Origin of the sequence: Micromonospora sp. M42, assembly GCF_000568915.1 — a bacterium.
GTDB lineage: Bacteria > Actinomycetota > Actinomycetes > Mycobacteriales > Micromonosporaceae > Micromonospora > Micromonospora chalcea.
The window spans coordinates 689,026-704,280 of sequence record NZ_KK037233.1 but is presented as its reverse complement, the minus strand read 5'-3'; the positions used below and the strand labels follow the sequence as shown (position 1 = coordinate 704,280).

Here is a 15,255-nt window from a genome sequence, read left to right as displayed (position 1 = left end):
TCCGGCGTCTTGCCGGACCGTCCATGTACTCGTCGATCCAGTCGACCCGCTGCCGGTACCAGGCCAGGTCGGCCGGGGGCAGGCCGATGAACTCGGCCATCACCAGCGCCGGGACCGGGTACGCGAAGTCGGCCACGAAGTCCACCTCGTGCCCGTCGGCGCCCACCTCGGCCATGTGGTCCAGGCGTTCGGCGACGACCCGCTCGATCACCGGCTCCAGCGCGACCAGCCGGCGCGGGGTGAACGTCTTCGCGAACACCGCGCGCATCCGGGTGTGGTCGGGCGGGTTGACGAACATCATCGACGTCAGGAACGTCCGCAGGATCTCCTGCTCCTCCCAGCCGGGAGGGAAGCCCTTGTACCAGCCGGGATCGCGCAGGATCTGGTCCACCATGTCGTACCCGCCGGCCACCGCGCTGACGGTGCTGTGCTCGGCGCGGGCCGGAACGGCGTTTATCGGCCCGTGCTCGTGCAGGGCCGCGTAGAAGGGATAGGGGTTCTGCCGGCCCTGTTCGCTGTAGAGCCCGGTCAGGATCTCGCTGACGTCCACTGTCTTTCCTCCCCAGGAAAACGGCGGCGGGGGCGGCGTCGTGTCGACCGCCGCCCCCGCCCGGTGTCACAGTCCGAGCAGCTTCAACGGCACCGCGTTCGCCATCGCCGCGGCTCCGGTGTCGTTCGGGTGGATGTGGTCACCCGAGTCGTACGCCGGCAGCAGCCGGCTGGGCTGCGCCGGGTCGCGCATCACCGCGTCGAAGTCGACGACGCCGTCGAACTCGGCCCGGCCGGGCCCGCGCAGCCAGGTGTTGACGGCCTGCCGGGTGGCGTCCTTCTCCGGCGTCCATACGCCCGGCCCGCCGTTGCCCTCGTACGGCATGAGCGTGCCGGCGATGCTGGTCAGGCCGCGCGCCTGGACCTGCCGGTTGAGCTGGCGCAGCGAGGCGATGATCGCCTCCGGGCTGTCACCGTTCATCCAGATGTCGTTGATGCCCAGGTGGGTGATGACGGTACGCACCCCGGTCTGCGGGAACACGTCCTCGTTGAGCCGGGCCAGCGCGTTCGGGCCCAGCTCGTAGTAGCCGGGGAAGTCGCCCGCGCCGGGCTCGGTGCCCTCGTGGTTGAGCCGGTTGCCGGCCAGGCTGAGGTTGAGCACGCCCGGCGTACGCGGCTCCGGGCGGGCGTCGATCAGCCGCTTGGCGAGCAGGTCCGGCCAGCGGCGGTCGGCGTTGACGGTGCTGCCGTTGCCGTCGCTGATGGAGTCGCCGAGCACCACCACGGAGCCGGGCGTCACCTTGCGCTCCACGTCGATGCCGGACAGGAACATCCAGCAGCAGTTGGGCCGGATGGTGAAGCCGGCGCCGTCGGCCGCCGAGGTGAGGTCGGTGGCGCCGATGAAGTTGGTGACCCGGGACTGGCCGTGGAACGTGACCGGCCCCGTGAGCACCGGGAAGTACAGGGTGACCACCAGGTCCTCCTGCTCGGCCACCGGGAAGGCCACCGGGTCGCTGAGCAGCTCGGCACCCTTGTTGATGGTCGCCGAACCGGCGCCGGAGAAGGTCAGCTGACGGACGCTGGCCGGGACGATGTCGGACAGGTCGTCGGGGGTGGCGGTGTTCGGCCGGGCGATGGTGGCGCGGCCGACCTGGATGGCCTGCTGGCCGTAGAGGTTGGTCAGCCGCACCCGCAGGCGCGGCCCGCCCACCGAGGTCTGCACGGTCATCCGGATGCTCTGGTTGTTCAGGCCGGTCTCGGTCAGGCCCACGGTGTTCCCGCGGGTCACCGCCGCGGCCCAGGTCCCGGCCCACTCGGCGCGCCCGTGCCCGGCGCGGTCGGTGTCGGTCGGGCCGGCGCTCGCGGTGACCGCCGGGGTGGCGGCGATCAGCAGCGTTACGGCGGAAGCTATGACGTGCCATCTCTTCGGGGTCGGCATCGATCCTCCATGGTCGGCAGCCCCGGGCGTGACGCGGTCGGCGGCACCGGCCCGGGCGATGGACCGGAAACTAGCTTCCGGCGGTGACGAGCGTCAATCAACCTGATCGACATGATCAAATGCCCACGTCGCGGGACGCAGCGACGATCGGCTCTGTCCGCGGTGGACCGCCGCTGCCTAGGCTCGGAAGCTGGCGGCGGTGCGGTCGCCGACCTGGCACCTGCCGTCATGTCCCGGCCCTGACCTGGCCGGACGCCGCTCGCGGACCATGATGGGGGCTGCCCGATGACCGACCGGCCGAACTATGTGCACGAGGCGCTGGAGCTCTTCGCCGGCTTCGGCGACCGGGAGGCGCTCGTCGGCGGCGGACGCCGCCTCACCTACCCCCAGGTCGCCGCGCGGGTGCGCGGCCTGGCCGCCGCGCTGCGCCGGCACGGGGTACGCCCCGGCGCGGCCGTGCTGGTGATGCTCGGCAACACGGTCGAGGGTCCGTTGCTGCAACTGGCGCTGCACCTGCTGGGCTGCCGGAGCATGTGGGTCGCCCCGGTGACCTCGCGGCGGGAGGTCGACGAGTTCGTCGCGCTGTCCGCGCCGGAGGCGTTCGTGTACGACCCGCGCGACCCGCAGGCGGTCCAGATCGCGGCCGGGCTGTCCGGCGTACCGGTGCTCTGCCTCGGCCCCGGCGGCGCCGGACCGGACCTGACCGCGATGGCCGGCGAGCCGGCCGCGGAGCTGCCCGCCGACGCGCCCGCGCCGGAGTCGTTCCTGCAGACCAGCGGCACCACCGGCACGCCGAAGCTGGTGCACCACCGGGAGAGCTTCTACCGGCAGGTCCTCGCCCTGGCCGCCGACTTCCGGGGCGCCGGGTTCCCGCTGCTGCGGCACCTGTCACACTCACCGATGTGGCTGGCCAGTGGCCAGATCACCACGCTGTTCAACCTGTTCACCGGCGGCGTGCTGTTCCTGCGCGACCAGTGGGACCCGGCCGCGTTCATCGCGACAGTGGACGCCGAGCGGCTCACCTCCACGTTCGTCACCCCGCCGATGCTCTACGAGGTGCTCGACCACCCCGACCTGCCGGGCGCCGACTTCTCCGCCATGTTCATGTTCAACGTGGGCGCCGGGCCCGCCGCGCCCGCCCGGCTGCGCCAGGCCATCGCCCGCTTCGGCCCGTGCCTGCGCATCGTGTACGGCCTCAGCGAGGCGGTGGTCATCTGCGCGCTGCCCGGGCTCACCGAGGACCCGGAGCACCCGGAGCGTCTGCGCTCCTGCGGCCGCCCGTACGGCGACGTGACGGTGGAGATCCGCGACGCCGACGGCAAGGTGCTGCCGCCCGGCGCCGACGGCGAGGTGTGGGTCCGGACGAAGCTGAGCTTCGCCGGCTACCACGGCCGGCCGGAGCTGACCGCGGAGACGCTCGTCGACGGCTGGGTCCGCACCCGCGACATCGGCCACCTCGACGCCGACGGCTACCTCTACCTGGTCGACCGGTTGCAGGACCGCATCCTCACCCGGGCGCGCAGCTGGCCGATCTACTCCCGCCCCATCGAGGACGTGCTCGCCGGCCACCCCGAGGTGCGGGCCGCCGCCGTGATCGGCGTGCCGGACCCGGTGGCCGGTGAGCTGCCGTACGCGTACGTGGTGCCGGCGCCCGGCGCGTCGGTGACCGGCGAGGAGCTGATCGCGCTGGTGGTGCGGGAGCTGAGCGAGACGTGGGCGCCCGGCGCCGTGGAGTTCGTCGACGCGCTGCCGCTGAACCGGTCCGCGAAGGTGGACAAACGGGCGCTTCGGGCCCGGTACGCCGCCGCGCATCCGGCCGACGCCGACACGCTGGGCACCGTGATCGGCAGCTCGGCATGAACCCGCGCCGGGAGTTGTACACCCTGGTCGGCGCCGACCTGCTGTCCAACCTCGGCACCCGGATCTCCGTGGTGGCCATCCCCTGGCTGGTGCTGGAGACCACCGGCAGCCCCACCAAGATGGGACTCGTCGCGGCGGCGGAGACGCTGCCGTACATGCTCTCCAGCGCGCTGGCCACGCCGTGGGCGGACCGCTTCGGGGTACGCCGTACCTCCGTGTTCGTGGACGCGGCGAGCGCCGTCGCGATGGCGGTGGTGGCGCTGGCCCCCTGGCTCGGGTTCGGCACGCTGCTGGTCCTGGTGGCGGTCGCCGGCGGGCTGCGCGGCATCGGCGACCGGGTCAAGCACGTGCTGTTCAAACCGGCCGCCGAGCGGGCCGGGGTGCCGCTGATCCGGCTCACCAGCGCCTACGACGGCCTGGCCCGGGGCATGACGCTGTTCGGCGCGGTGCTCGGCGGACTGCTCATCGACTGGGTCGGGCTGACCCGGGCCATCTGGATCGACGCGGCCACGTTCGCGGTCTGCGCGCTGCTCATCGGCGTGCTGGTCCGGCCGCCCGCGCCGGCGCAACCCGCACCCCGGGAGCCCTACCTGCGGGCGCTGCGCGGCGGCTTCGCGTACCTGCGCACCGACCGGACGCTGATGATCATGCTGCTGGTGGTCTCGGTGTCGAACATGTTCGCCAACGCCAGCGTCGCGGTCTGGATCCCGCTCTGGGTCAACCAGGTGCTCGGCGACCCGGCCGGCTTCGGCCTGCTGCTCGGTGTGTTCTCGGGCGGCGCGCTGCTGGGCAACGTGCTGTTCACGATGTTCGGCACCCGGCTGCCCGCCGGGACGACGTTCGCGGTGGGGCTGACGCTCAGCGGCGCGCCCCGGCTGCTCGCGCTGGCGCTCAGCGACGACCTGGTCGTGGTGCTCGTGGTGACGTTCCTGTCCGGCATCGGCATCGCGGCGGTGAACCCGCTGCTCGGCGCGGCGCTCTACCAGCGGGTGCCGGGCGAGCTGCAGACCCGGGTGCTGGGCATCTCCGGGTCGGTGGCGTTCCTCGGCCTGCCCGTCGGCGCGCTGCTCGGCGGCTGGTCGGTGGCGCTGCTCGACCTCACCCCGGCGCTGCTGGTGATGTCGGTGGTCTGCCTGGTGCTGACCGTGGGACCGCTGCTGCTGACCCGCGGGTCCCACCGCCCGGCCCCGGAACCGGCGACCCCCACGCCGGTCTGAGCCGGGGTGTCGGTGGGCGGCGGTAGGGTCGGGGCCATGGCGACCTGGGACGACGTGCGGCGCATCGCGCTGGCCCTGCCGGAGACCACCGAGCGCGGCTCGTACGACGACCTGCCCGCCTGGCGGGTGCGCGACAAGATGTTCGTCTGGGACCGGCCGCTGCGCCGCAGCGACCTCGAAGCGCTCGGCGACGCCGCGCCGGACGGCCCGATCCTCGGCGCCCGGGTGCCCGACCTGGGCGCCAAGGAGGCGCTGCTCGCCGACGACCCGGCGGTCTACTTCACCACGCCGCACCTCGACGGCTACCCGGCCGTGCTGGTCCGGCTCGACCGGATCGCCGTGGACGACCTGACCGAGCTGATCACCGAGGCGTGGCACACCCGCGCGCCGAAGCGGCTCGCCGCCGCGCACCGGGCCGGGGCCGCGTGAGCCGCCCGGTGGACGCCGTCGTCTTCGACATGGACGGCACGCTCATCGAGTCGCACGAGGTGGTGCCGGCGGCGTACCGGGCGGCGGTGCGGGCCGGTGGCGGCCCGTCGTACACCGACGCCGAGGTCATCGCCGGCTACTCGATCGGCTCACCGTCCGACCTGCTGACGCACCTGCTCCGGCGCCCCGCCACCGCCGCTGACCTCGACCGCTACCACACCGAACTGGCCGCGACGGCCGGGCGGGTGAGCGTCTACCCCGGAGTCGCGGAGATGCTCGCCGACCTCGCCGCCCGGGTGCCGGTGGGCGTGTTCACCGGCGCGAGCCACCGGGCGGCGGAGATCATGCTCGACCGGGTCGGCCTGCTCGGTCACTTCCGGGTCGTGCTCGGTGGCGACCAGGTCACCCGCCCCAAACCGGCGCCCGAGGGCGTCGAGGTGGCCTGCCGGCGGCTCGGCGTGCCGGCCGGCCGGGCCGCGTACGTGGGCGACTCGCCGCTGGACCTGCGCGCCGCCCGCAGCAGCGGCGCGGTGGCGGTGGCCGCCGCGTGGGGCCATCAGTACGATCCGGCCGAGCCCGCCGACTTCAACCTGACCCGGCCCGGCGAACTGCTGGCCCTGCTGAGCTGAGCCCCTTTTCCCGCGCCGGGCGCTCGGCTAGCCTGCCGATCATGGCATCGACGTTGACCGAGGCGACTGATCCGTGGTGCCTGCGTCCGGGCGAGGCCACCGAACTGCTGCGCGGGCACCCGTGGCGCCGGTTCGTGGTGCTCGGCGACAGCGTCGCGGAAGGACTGTGCGAGCCGGTCGACGGCTACCCGGACCTCCAGTGGGCCGACCGGATCGCCGCCGAGCTGCGCGCCGTCCGGCCGGAGCTGGCGTACCTGAATCTGGGGCGGCGCGGACTGCGCGCGCACGAGGTGCGGGCCACTCAGCTCGCCGACGCGCTGGCCTTCGAGCCGGATCTCGCACTGGTGGTGTGCGGCGGCAACGACGCGTTCCGGTCCGCCTACGACCCGGACTCGGTCGACGCCGAACTGACCGCCATGATCACCGCGCTGCGGGAAGCCGGCGCGGACGTGATCACTGTGGGCATGTTCGACGTCTCGCACAGCCCGGCGGTGCCGGAGACGCTGCGCGCGGGCCTGGGCGAGCGGATGCGCCGGCTGTCGCGGCACACCCGGGGCGTGGCCGAGCGGCTGGGCACGCTGCACGTGCACCTGACCGACCATCCGCTGGTGGCCGACCCGTCGCTGTACAGCAGCGACGGGCGGCACGGCAGCGCCCGCAGCGACGCGATAGCCACAGCCGAAACCCTGAGAGTCCTGGCCACCCACCTCCCCCACCCCTGACCGCGCCCTCCCCCTCCCCCTCCCCCTCACCCGCGCCCGGCGCCCTCGGCCCGGATCCACGTTGTTGACCAAGGAGTTTGGGGTCGGTCACGCGCCCCGATGAGGACACGAACTCCTTGATCAACGAAGCGGGCAGGCGGGGAGGGGGTCAGTCGGTTAGGAGGATGCCGGTCAGGAGGACGCCTCGGGCCAGGTTGAGGACCTCGTCGCAGCCCGGGTAGCCGACCCGGGCCAGCGCGCCGGAACCGGTACGGCCGAACAGGTACGGGGCGAGGCTGTACGGGACATCGGCGGTGACCGTCTCACCGGTCTCGATCTGCACGAAGTCCATCGCCACCCGGTCCGCCTCGTGGTAGCGCTGCAGGATGTTGCCGCCCTCGGCGATCGCCGCGCGCACCCCGTCCGCCCACGCCACAGCCGTCATCTCGCGGCCGATCAGCACCCCGTGCCCGGCCGATCCGCCGGCTGGCTTGGCCACCAGGTCGGCCTGTTCGGCCAGCGCCCGGTCGAGCTGGTCGGCGGTGAGCGCGACGGTGTGCGGCACGTACCGGCGGATCAGCGTCCGGTCGTCCTCCGGCAGCAGGTCCAGGTCCTCCCAGAGCCAGGCGTAGTTGAGCTTGTTGCTGAGCAGCCAGGCGGCGCTGCTGACGAACATCGGCAGCGTGCCGGCGGCGAGCGCGCCGGCGACCGCGTCCAAGCCGGGGCTGGGGGTGACCCGGTTCGGCACGAACAGCCGGAACAGGGCGTCCACCGGGGCGCCGCCGACGACCAGGCGGCTCTGCGCGTCCAGGCCGGCGGTGGCGACCGGGGCGATGACCAGGTCGATGCCGAACGGGCGGGCCTGGTCGATCAGCGGGGACAGGATCCGGATGAACGTCTCCGGGTCGTCCAGTCCCGGGTAGTCGGCGTCGAAGTCCATCAGCAGCGCCACCCGCGCGCCGTCGGCCAGGCCAAGCGTGTCCCGGATGGCGGCGAACCGCTGGTCCAGCAGGGACGGCGCGGGCCGCGCGCCGTCGAGCAGGTCATGGGTACGGTACAGCTCGGCGTACCGCTGGATGACGGTGTCGGCGTCGAAGCCGCCGCCGAGGCTGCTGTCGATGTTGTACTCGACGATGCACGGCACGCCGCCGGAGAACAGCACGTCCGGCCGGTACGCGGCGAGCAGCCCCTCGTGCAGTTCCTCCTCCGGGTCGAGCAGCCGGGTTTCCCCCTCCGGCACGTCGAGGAGCCGTTGCAGCTCACCGGCGGTACGCGCGCGACGCCGGCAGGCTTCCAGGATGAGCTGGGCGATGCGGTCGCAGACCTCGTTCAGCTCGCCGAACGCGTCGGCGGTGAAGACGGGCGGACGGGCCAGCCGCCACTGCTTGTTGTACGTGGCCCGGCCGTGGAAGATCTTCTCCCAGGCCGCGGCGCCGGTGGTCACCATCGCGGTACGGGTGGACTCGGGCAGGTCGGTCCACGCCTGGCCGAGTGGCGGCCACGTGTAGTTCGGGTCCATCGTTCATCCGTCCTTGAGGGTCAGTTGGATGGCGGCGGTGAGCTGGTCGCGGCCGGGTTGCACGGCCCGGTCCAGGGCGGGGGCGAAGGGCAGCACGGCACCGTCGGGGCGGGTGACCCGCCGGGGTGGCGCGGCCAGCCGGACCCGCTCGACCACGGTGGCGATGATCTCCCCGGCGATGCCGCAGGAGCGGTTGCCGTCGTCGACTACCACCAGCCGCCCGGTGCGGCTCACCGACTCGACCAGGCCGTCCCAGTCGAAGGGGTAGAACGTGCGGGGGTCGAAGACCTCCACCGACGCCTGCCCGGCGAGTTCCTCGGCGACGGCGAGCGCGTCGTGCACCAGGTGCCCGACGGCCACCACCGTCACGTCGGCGCCGGGGCGGCGGACGATCCCGCGGCCCAGCGGCACCGGCGTCAGGTCGGTGACGTCGGCGCGCAGGTCCAGCGCGCCGGCCGGGGCGAAGACCACCACCGGGTCGTCGCAGCGGATCGCGGAGACCAGCAGCCCGTACGCGTCGGCCGGGGTGGCCGGTACGACTGTGGTCACCCCGACGTGGGCGAACAACGCGTACGGGTGGTCGGAGTGCTGCCCGGCCCAGCCGGTGCGGGAGCCGGAGCCGGGCACCACGTAGGTGACCGGCACCGCGCACTGGCCGCCGGTCATCAGCGGGAACTTGTGCGCGTGGTTGACGATCTGTTCGAAGACCAGGAACAGCAGCGACGGGATCTGGAACTCCACCACCGGGCGGGCCCCGGCCAGCGCCGCGCCGGTGGCGAAGCTGGTGAACGCCTGCTCGGACAGCGGGGTGTCGCGGACCCGTTCCGGGCCGAACTTCTTCAGCAGGCCGGTGGTGACGTTCGCGGCGGCCACCCGGATGTCCTCGCCGAGCACCACGACCGACTCGTCGCGGGCCATCTCGTCGGCGAGCGCCCGGGTGAGCGCCCTGCGGTAGGAGAGCCGGGGCATCAGCCACCTCCGGTCCGGGCGGTGAGCCCGCTGGCGTACAGGTGGTCCAGGGCGGTCGCCGGGTCGGGGTGCGGACCGGCGAGCGCGTATTCGACGGCGGCGTCCAGTTCCGCCTCGACGGCGGCGTCCACCTCGGCCCGTACCGCCGGGTCGAGTCGCGCTCCGGCGATGTCCACCGGATCGCGGGACCGGCCCTCGGCCACCTCTTCCGGCCGCCGGTAGTCGAGGCGTACCTGATGTTCGAACGTGTGGTGGGCGTCGAAGCGGTAGGTGCGGGCCTCGACCAGCTCGGGGCCGCCGCCGGCGCGCATCCGCGCGACGGCGGCGGCGGTGACCTCGCGTACCGCCTCGGGGTCCTGCCCGTCGACGGCGGCCGCCGGCATGCCGAAGGCGGCAGCCCGCCCGGCGATGGTGCCGGCGACCGCGCCCTCGACCGGCATGGTGGTGGCGTAGCCGTTGTTCTCGCAGACGAACAGCACCGGCACCCGCCAGAGCGCTGCCAGGTTGAACGCCTCCAGCAGCATGCCCTCGTTGACCGCGCCGTCGCCGAAGAAGGTGGCGCCGACGATGTCGGCGCCGCGCCGCCGGCGCTCCCACACCGCTCCGGTGAGGATCGCGCCGGCGGCTCCGACGATGGCGTTGGCGCCAAGGACGCCGACGCCGAAGTCGGCGGCGTGCATCGACCCGCCCCGGCCCCGGTTGAGCCCGGTGACCCGGCCGCACAGCTCGGCCAGCATCCGGGCCGGGTCGGCGCCCTTGGCGAGCACGTGCCCGTGCCCGCGGTGGGTGCCGGTGACCAGGTCCTCGCGGTCCAGCGCCGCGCAGACGCCGGCGGCGATCCCCTCCTGACCGAGGTACGGGTGGATGCCACCGACGATCTGTCCGGCGCGGACCAGCTCGATCGCGCGCTCCTCGAAGCGGCGGATCAGCCGGACCGTCCGGTAGAGCCGGAGCGGGTCGGAGCCGGTCACGCCGGACGGCCCTCCTTGACGGCGGCGAGGATGTCGTCCCAGAGTCGGGCGCGGGCGGTCAGCGCGGCGTTGACCGTGTCGGCGCACTCCTGCCACTTGGTGTCGTCGTCGCCGCACAGGTCGGCCAGCATCTGCATGGCCATCGGGGTGTGCTGCTCGCCGTCGACCTCGATGTGCCGCTCCAGGTAGTCGACGAACTTGTTGAGCCGGTTGCTGCGTTCGTTGACGGCGACGACCTGGGTGAACATCTCCGGGATGAGGTCCTCGCGGCCGAACGCGAACGCCGCGGCCTGGCAGTGCACCGGGGTGGTCTCGATGATCCGCCAGGTGGTGCCGGCGAACGCGGCCGACGCCGCGGGTACGCCCGCCGCGCCGAGCGCCTCGGTGACCGGCGTGCCGTCGCGCAGCAGGTCGACGAGCTTGTTCACGGCCGTGGTGTCGGCGCCGGCCTCGGTCATGCCCTGCACGTACAGCTCGAAGTGGCTGATGTAGCCGTCGCCCAGCTCGTCGCTCTCCTCGACCATGACGATGTCGTTGATCAGGCGGCGGCTGCCGGTCGGGCCGGTCGGGATCCACGGCACCGTGACGCAGGTGAGCTGCCGCTGCAGCGACTTCAGCAGGGACATGAAGTCCCAGACCGCGAAGACGTGGTGCTCCATGAACGTGACGAGCGCGTCGTGGGTGTCGAGGTTGGCGTAGAGCGGGTGCTTGACCACCACGTCGCGGCGCTCGGTCACCGCCCGCTCGAGTCGCTCGATGCCCGGGTGCGTCTTACCCCAGTCGTACCGTGACATTGTCAGCCTCCCTGCTGGGCGCGGTCGCGCCAGATGACCGGGCAGTAATCGGGGTCCGCGTAGTCCGGCCGGCCCTCGTGGGTGCGGCGGACCAGCACGTCGTGGTTGTACGCGGCGAGCGTGCCGTCGGAGAGCGGATACTCCCGCCAGGCGTTGTCGCCGTCCTGCAGGTGCAGCGAGATGGCCCGGCGGGGCCGCCCGCTGACGTTCGCACCGCTGCCGTGGTAGGTGCGGCAGTGGTGGAAACTCATGTGTCCCTTGGGGATCACCATGGGGATCTTGCGGATCGTCGCCCCGTTGTACGCCGCGTTCTCGGCGAGCATGACTTCGAGCTGGTCGCGGTCCCGGTCGGCGAAGTGCCGCACCACCGTGTCGTCGGCGCCGATCTCCCGCCAGCGGTGGGAGCCGTCGACCATGGTGATGGTGCCCATCTCCTCGCCGCAGTCGTGGAACGGGATGAACGCGGTGAGCATGTTCTCCGACGACGAGGACGCCCAGTAGTGCTTGTCGAAGTGCCAGGGCACGATGTTCGACGGCTCACCGGCGATCGGCGGCTTCCAGATCAGCGTGGACTGGAAGATGCGGATCTCGGTGGCCTGCGCCAGCCGGGCGGCGACCGCCCCGATCAGCGGTTTGCGCAGGATGCGCGCGATGCCGTCGTGTTCGTGGTGGACGTAGTCGTTGTGCCGCTGCACGTCGCCCTTGGCCGGCTCCCAGTAGGCCAGCTTCGGCGGCCGCACCGGCAGCCGCCGGTCGCGTTCCCCGGCGTAGTAGCTGTCGGTGGCGGCGACCAGCTCGTCCACCTCGTCGTCGGTGAGCAGCTTCTTCGACAGGTACCAGCCATGCTCGGCGTAGTGCCGGACGTCCTCGTCGGAGGGAAGCAGCGCCTCCTCCTCGGCGGTCAGCCCGGGATCGATGGTGGTCATGCCCCTACCCCTCCGGCCGCGGCAGCAGGGGTCGCCCCCGCCGCGGCCAGCTCGCGTTCCTTGGCCTCGTAGAGCGCCTTGATGTTGCCGCTGCCGAAGGTGCGCGCCCCGCGCCGCTCGATGAGTTCGAGGAAGAGGGTGCGGCGCACGTGCATCGACTCGGTGAAGATCTGCAGCAGCTGCCCGTCGTGGTCGGAGTCGACCAGGATGCTCAGCTCGCGCAGCCGGTCCACCGGCGCGTCGAGGCGGCCGACCCGCTGCTCCAGGCCGTCGTAGTAGGCGCCGGGCGTGCTGGCGAACCGCACCCCGCGCCCGGCGAGCGCGCCGACGGCGGTGACGATGTCGTCGGTGCGCAGCCCCAGGTGCTGCACTCCGGCGCCGGCGTGCCAGCGCAGGAAGTCCTCGATCTGGCCGGGCCGGGCGCTCGTGTCCGGCTCCAGCAGCACCAGCGTGACCTTCCCCGACGGGCTCTGCACCACCTTGGAGTTCATCGCCTGACCGGCGACCTCGATGTGCTCGGTGAAGATGTCGGCGAAGCCGAACACCTTCTCGTAGTGCGCGACGATCTCGTCGAGCTGCCCCGGCGGTACGCAGACGGCCAGGTGGTCCACCTCGGCCAGCAGCTCGTCGCCGTCCGGCGCGGCCACCGGCTCGATCACGCCGGGCAGGAACACCTCCGGGTCACCGCTGCGCTGGACGAGGCGGTGCACCACGTCGCCGAAGCCGCCGACCTCGGCGACCACGACCTCGGCGTCCGCGCCGGTGAAGGTGCGCGGCGGGCTCAGCGGTGTCGCGCCGCGTTCCACCAGTTCCGCGTACGCCCCGGCGGCGTCGTCGACGGCGAGCGCCACCACGGCGATGCCGTCGCCGTGCCGGTGCACGTACGTGGCCGCCGGGTGCTCGGCGGACAGCCCGGTGGTCAGCAGCAGCCGGATGCCGGCCTGGGCCAGCAGCAGCGAACGCTGCCCGTCCAGCCCGGTCTCCGGCCCGCCCTGCCCGCGCAGCCGGAAACCGACGGCGTTGTCGAAGTAGAAGGCCGCCTGCCGGGCGTCTCCCACGTACAGTTCGAGATGGTCTATCCCGTTGATGGTCATGGGCTTCCCCTGTTCCCCCCGTGATCGCGACCCGGACGGACGCCCGGGACTGGAGTCCGGTCAGCCGGCGGCCGGGGTGGCGGCCCGGCGGGCCGGCCCGGAGAGCCGGCGCAGGAGCAGACTGACGTTCTGGCCGCCGAACCCGAACGAGTTCGTCAGCGCGTGGTCGGCCCGGGTGGGCCGGGGCACGGCGCGGACGTGGTCCGCCTCGCACTCCGGGTCCGGGTCGTCCAGGTGGTAGGTGGGCGGCAGCAGGCCACTGTCGAGCGCCAGCGCGGTGGCGGCGGCCTCCAGCACCCCTGATGCGCCGAGCAGGTGCCCGGTGAGCGCCTTGGTGGAGCTGACCGGGACGCCGCCGAGGCCGAACACCTCGGCCAGGGCGATCGTCTCGGCGACGTCACCGAGCTTGGTGCCGGTGCCGTGCGCGTTGACGTACCCGACGTCGCCCGGCCCGATCCCGCCGGCGGCGAGCGCCCGGCGCATGCACGCGGCCGCTCCCGCGCCGTCCGGGCGCGGCGCGGTCGGGTGGTACGCGTCGGTGTTCGCCCCGAAACCGGCGACCTCGGCGTAGCCGCGCACGCCCCGACCGTCGGCGTGCCCGGCGCGCTCCAGCACCAGCAGCGCCGCGCCCTCGGCCAGCACGAACCCGTTGCGCCGCTTGTCGAACGGGCGGCTCGCCTCGGTGGGTTCGTCCCAGCCCCGGGCCAGCGCCCGGGCGTTGCCGAACGTGTCGGCGAACGTGGGAAACAGCGGCGCCTCGCTCGCCCCGCACACCACCACGTCGGCCTCGCCGGAGCGGATGAGGCGTACCCCGTCGGCGACCGCCTGGGCGCCGGAGGCGCAGGCCGTGCCGACCGACGAGCTGTAGCCGCGGATGCCGTGCGCGATGGCGATCCGCGCCGACGGCATGTTCGGCAGGATGCCGGTGAGCAGGTACGGGCTGACCGCCGCCCGGCCCCGGGCGGCCCGCGCCAGCACCTGCCCCTCCAGCGTGGACATCCCGCCGACACCGCCGACGATCACCGCGATGCGCTCCGGGTCGACGTCGCGGCCCACCTCGATGCCCGCGTCGGCGAGCGCCTCGGCGGCGGTGATCAGGGCCAGCAGCACCACCCGGTCGAGCACCTTCGTCTCCGGTCCGGAGGCGACGCTGCGCGGGTCGATGTCCGGCAGCACGCCGGCCACCTCCAGGCTGCCCGCCGCCGGGTGTCCCTCGGGCGGCCGGCGCAGCCCGGAGCGGCCGGTGAGCAGCGCGTCGAACGTGTCCGCCACGCCGCGCCCCGCCGGGGTGAACAGGCCCATGCCGGTGACGACGGCGGTCACGACGGCGCCTCGGTCAGATAGCGCTCCCGCAGTGCCACCTTGCGTACCTTGCCGGTGACGGTGACCGGGATGTCGTCGGCGCGCACCGGGACGATCCGGCGCAGCGTGGCGCCCACGTCCGGGCCCAGCGCGGTACGGATCCGCTCGGTGCGGTCCGCGTCCGGGTCGGCGCCGGCGGCCAGTTCCAGCAGCACGTCGGTGGTGACCGTGCCGTCGTCCGCCTTGACGATCACCACGGTGCAGTCGGTCACGTCGGGGCTGGCGGCCAGGATGCGCTCCTCGGACAGCGCGGTGAAGAACCGTTTGCCGTCGCCCGCCTCGACCGAGTCGACCGCCCGGTCCAGGTGGTAGTAGCGGCCGTCCTCGTCGGCGTACACCAGGTCGCCGGTGAGGTACCAGCCGCGCAGCCGGAACCGGTACGTGGTGACCGAGTCGTTCCAGTAGCCGCGGAACAGCGACGGCGAGTCGATGCCGAGCCAGCCGACCTGCCCGGGCGGCAGCTCGTTGCCGTCGGTGTCGAGCACCGCGACCTTGGTGAACCGGTACGGGCGGCCGACGCAGCGGCCGTACCTGTCGGTGTCGGAGGTGTGCGTGATGTGGAACATCGAGTGGCCCATCTCGCTGGAGCCCAGGCCGTCGATGAACACCGACCCGGGTACCCGGGTCACGCCCTGACGGGTCACCACGTCGCGGGAGCCCACCGCGACCAGCCGCCGTACGTGCGGCTCGTGCGAGCAGTCGCCGGTGTTGAACCACAGCCGCACCGAGTCCAGGTCGTAGCCGGACAGGTCGAAGCGGGCCAGCTCGGCCCAGGTGACGGAGAAGCCGAACACGCCGTCGGGGCGCCACCGCTGGATCGCGTCGAGCACCCGCTCGCCGCCCTGCTCGGAGAGCAG

At 73.1% G+C, this 15,255-nt stretch carries 14 protein-coding genes and 1 pseudogene; 5 read left to right on the top strand and 10 right to left on the bottom strand.

Annotated elements, in window-relative coordinates; genetic code table 11:
* Together MCBG_RS02825 and MCBG_RS02820 are read right to left on the bottom strand one after the other, a co-directional pair.
* A pseudogene (locus MCBG_RS02825) lies at positions 1–550 on the bottom strand (cytochrome P450); the annotation flags it as partial.
* Positions 551–616: 66 nt separating this feature from the next.
* A complete protein-coding gene (locus MCBG_RS02820; protein WP_043323654.1) occupies positions 617–1,927 on the bottom strand; it encodes an SGNH/GDSL hydrolase family protein in 1,311 nt (436 codons plus the stop codon).
* Positions 1,928–2,212: 285 nt separating this feature from the next.
* On the opposite strand from MCBG_RS02820, the gene MCBG_RS02815 reads away from it, so the two are divergent.
* Genes MCBG_RS02815 through MCBG_RS02795 form a run of 5 tightly spaced genes read left to right on the top strand, consistent with a single transcriptional unit; the run spans position 2,213 to position 6,784 of the window.
* Entirely contained in the window at positions 2,213–3,787 is a 1,575-nt protein-coding gene (locus tag MCBG_RS02815; RefSeq protein WP_043323652.1) for a class I adenylate-forming enzyme family protein, read from the top strand.
* Positions 3,784–5,004 (top strand): MFS transporter, encoded by a 1,221-nt coding sequence (locus MCBG_RS02810; RefSeq protein ID WP_043323651.1) that lies wholly within the window; start codon positions 3,784–3,786, stop codon positions 5,002–5,004. Before MCBG_RS02815 ends, MCBG_RS02810 begins: the two co-directional genes overlap by 4 nt.
* Positions 5,005–5,040: 36 nt before the next feature.
* Positions 5,041–5,433: an MmcQ/YjbR family DNA-binding protein gene (locus MCBG_RS02805; protein WP_043323649.1), complete on the top strand. Its 393-nt coding sequence runs from the start codon at positions 5,041–5,043 to the stop codon at positions 5,431–5,433.
* Positions 5,430–6,062: an HAD family hydrolase gene (locus MCBG_RS02800; RefSeq protein ID WP_043323647.1), complete on the top strand. Its 633-nt coding sequence runs from the start codon at positions 5,430–5,432 to the stop codon at positions 6,060–6,062. The genes MCBG_RS02805 and MCBG_RS02800 overlap by 4 nt, the downstream gene beginning before the upstream one ends.
* A 41-nt stretch (positions 6,063–6,103) precedes the next feature.
* Positions 6,104–6,784, top strand: a complete 681-nt coding sequence (locus MCBG_RS02795) for an SGNH/GDSL hydrolase family protein (protein WP_043323645.1) — start codon at positions 6,104–6,106, stop codon at positions 6,782–6,784.
* Between the two features lie 148 nt (positions 6,785–6,932).
* Here MCBG_RS02795 and MCBG_RS02790 read toward each other — a convergent pair whose 3' ends face one another.
* The 8 genes from MCBG_RS02790 to MCBG_RS02755 form a co-directional block, all read right to left on the bottom strand.
* Positions 6,933–8,282, bottom strand: a complete 1,350-nt coding sequence (locus MCBG_RS02790) for an ATP-grasp domain-containing protein (protein WP_043323644.1) — start codon at positions 8,280–8,282, stop codon at positions 6,933–6,935.
* 3 nt (positions 8,283–8,285) lie between these two features.
* On the bottom strand, positions 8,286–9,251 hold the full coding sequence (locus MCBG_RS02785; protein ID WP_043323642.1) for an alpha-ketoacid dehydrogenase subunit beta: 966 nt from the start codon (positions 9,249–9,251) through the stop codon (positions 8,286–8,288).
* Positions 9,251–10,222, bottom strand: coding sequence for a thiamine pyrophosphate-dependent dehydrogenase E1 component subunit alpha (locus MCBG_RS02780; RefSeq protein WP_043323639.1), 972 nt, complete (start codon positions 10,220–10,222; stop codon positions 9,251–9,253). The genes MCBG_RS02785 and MCBG_RS02780 overlap by 1 nt, the downstream gene beginning before the upstream one ends.
* Positions 10,219–11,016 carry a DUF3050 domain-containing protein gene (locus MCBG_RS02775; RefSeq protein WP_043323637.1) on the bottom strand — a complete coding sequence of 266 codons (798 nt, stop codon included), beginning with the start codon at positions 11,014–11,016 and terminating at the stop codon, positions 10,219–10,221. Before MCBG_RS02775 ends, MCBG_RS02780 begins: the two co-directional genes overlap by 4 nt.
* Before the next feature lie 2 nt (positions 11,017–11,018).
* A complete protein-coding gene (locus MCBG_RS02770) occupies positions 11,019–11,942 on the bottom strand; it encodes a phytanoyl-CoA dioxygenase family protein (RefSeq protein ID WP_043323636.1) in 924 nt (307 codons plus the stop codon).
* The gene (gene hppD, locus MCBG_RS02765) at positions 11,939–13,036 is read right to left on the bottom strand and encodes a 4-hydroxyphenylpyruvate dioxygenase (RefSeq protein WP_043323634.1); all 1,098 of its coding nucleotides are present in this window, start codon (positions 13,034–13,036) and stop codon (positions 11,939–11,941) included. Before hppD ends, MCBG_RS02770 begins: the two co-directional genes overlap by 4 nt.
* A 60-nt stretch (positions 13,037–13,096) precedes the next feature.
* Positions 13,097–14,359: a beta-ketoacyl-[acyl-carrier-protein] synthase family protein gene (locus MCBG_RS02760; protein WP_043323632.1), complete on the bottom strand. Its 1,263-nt coding sequence runs from the start codon at positions 14,357–14,359 to the stop codon at positions 13,097–13,099.
* Positions 14,356–15,255 (bottom strand): AMP-binding protein (locus tag MCBG_RS02755; RefSeq protein ID WP_043323630.1); only part of this gene is annotated, 900 nt, incomplete at its 5' end. The genes MCBG_RS02760 and MCBG_RS02755, both read right to left, overlap by 4 nt.

Bases quoted from the DNA above. Each gene is read 5' to 3' on its own strand.
- MCBG_RS02820 (WP_043323654.1), bottom strand. From the start codon at position 1,927: ATGCCGACCCCGAAGAGATGGCACGTCATAGCTTCCGCCGTAACGCTG.
- MCBG_RS02815 (WP_043323652.1), top strand. From the start codon at position 2,213: ATGACCGACCGGCCGAACTATGTGCACGAGGCGCTGGAGCTCTTCGCC.
- MCBG_RS02810 (WP_043323651.1), top strand. From the start codon at position 3,784: ATGAACCCGCGCCGGGAGTTGTACACCCTGGTCGGCGCCGACCTGCTG.
- MCBG_RS02805 (WP_043323649.1), top strand. From the start codon at position 5,041: ATGGCGACCTGGGACGACGTGCGGCGCATCGCGCTGGCCCTGCCGGAG.
- MCBG_RS02795 (WP_043323645.1), top strand. From the start codon at position 6,104: ATGGCATCGACGTTGACCGAGGCGACTGATCCGTGGTGCCTGCGTCCG.
- MCBG_RS02790 (WP_043323644.1), bottom strand. From the start codon at position 8,282: ATGGACCCGAACTACACGTGGCCGCCACTCGGCCAGGCGTGGACCGAC.
- MCBG_RS02785 (WP_043323642.1), bottom strand. From the start codon at position 9,251: ATGCCCCGGCTCTCCTACCGCAGGGCGCTCACCCGGGCGCTCGCCGAC.
- MCBG_RS02775 (WP_043323637.1), bottom strand. From the start codon at position 11,016: ATGTCACGGTACGACTGGGGTAAGACGCACCCGGGCATCGAGCGACTC.
- MCBG_RS02770 (WP_043323636.1), bottom strand. From the start codon at position 11,942: ATGACCACCATCGATCCCGGGCTGACCGCCGAGGAGGAGGCGCTGCTT.
- hppD (WP_043323634.1), bottom strand. From the start codon at position 13,036: ATGACCATCAACGGGATAGACCATCTCGAACTGTACGTGGGAGACGCC.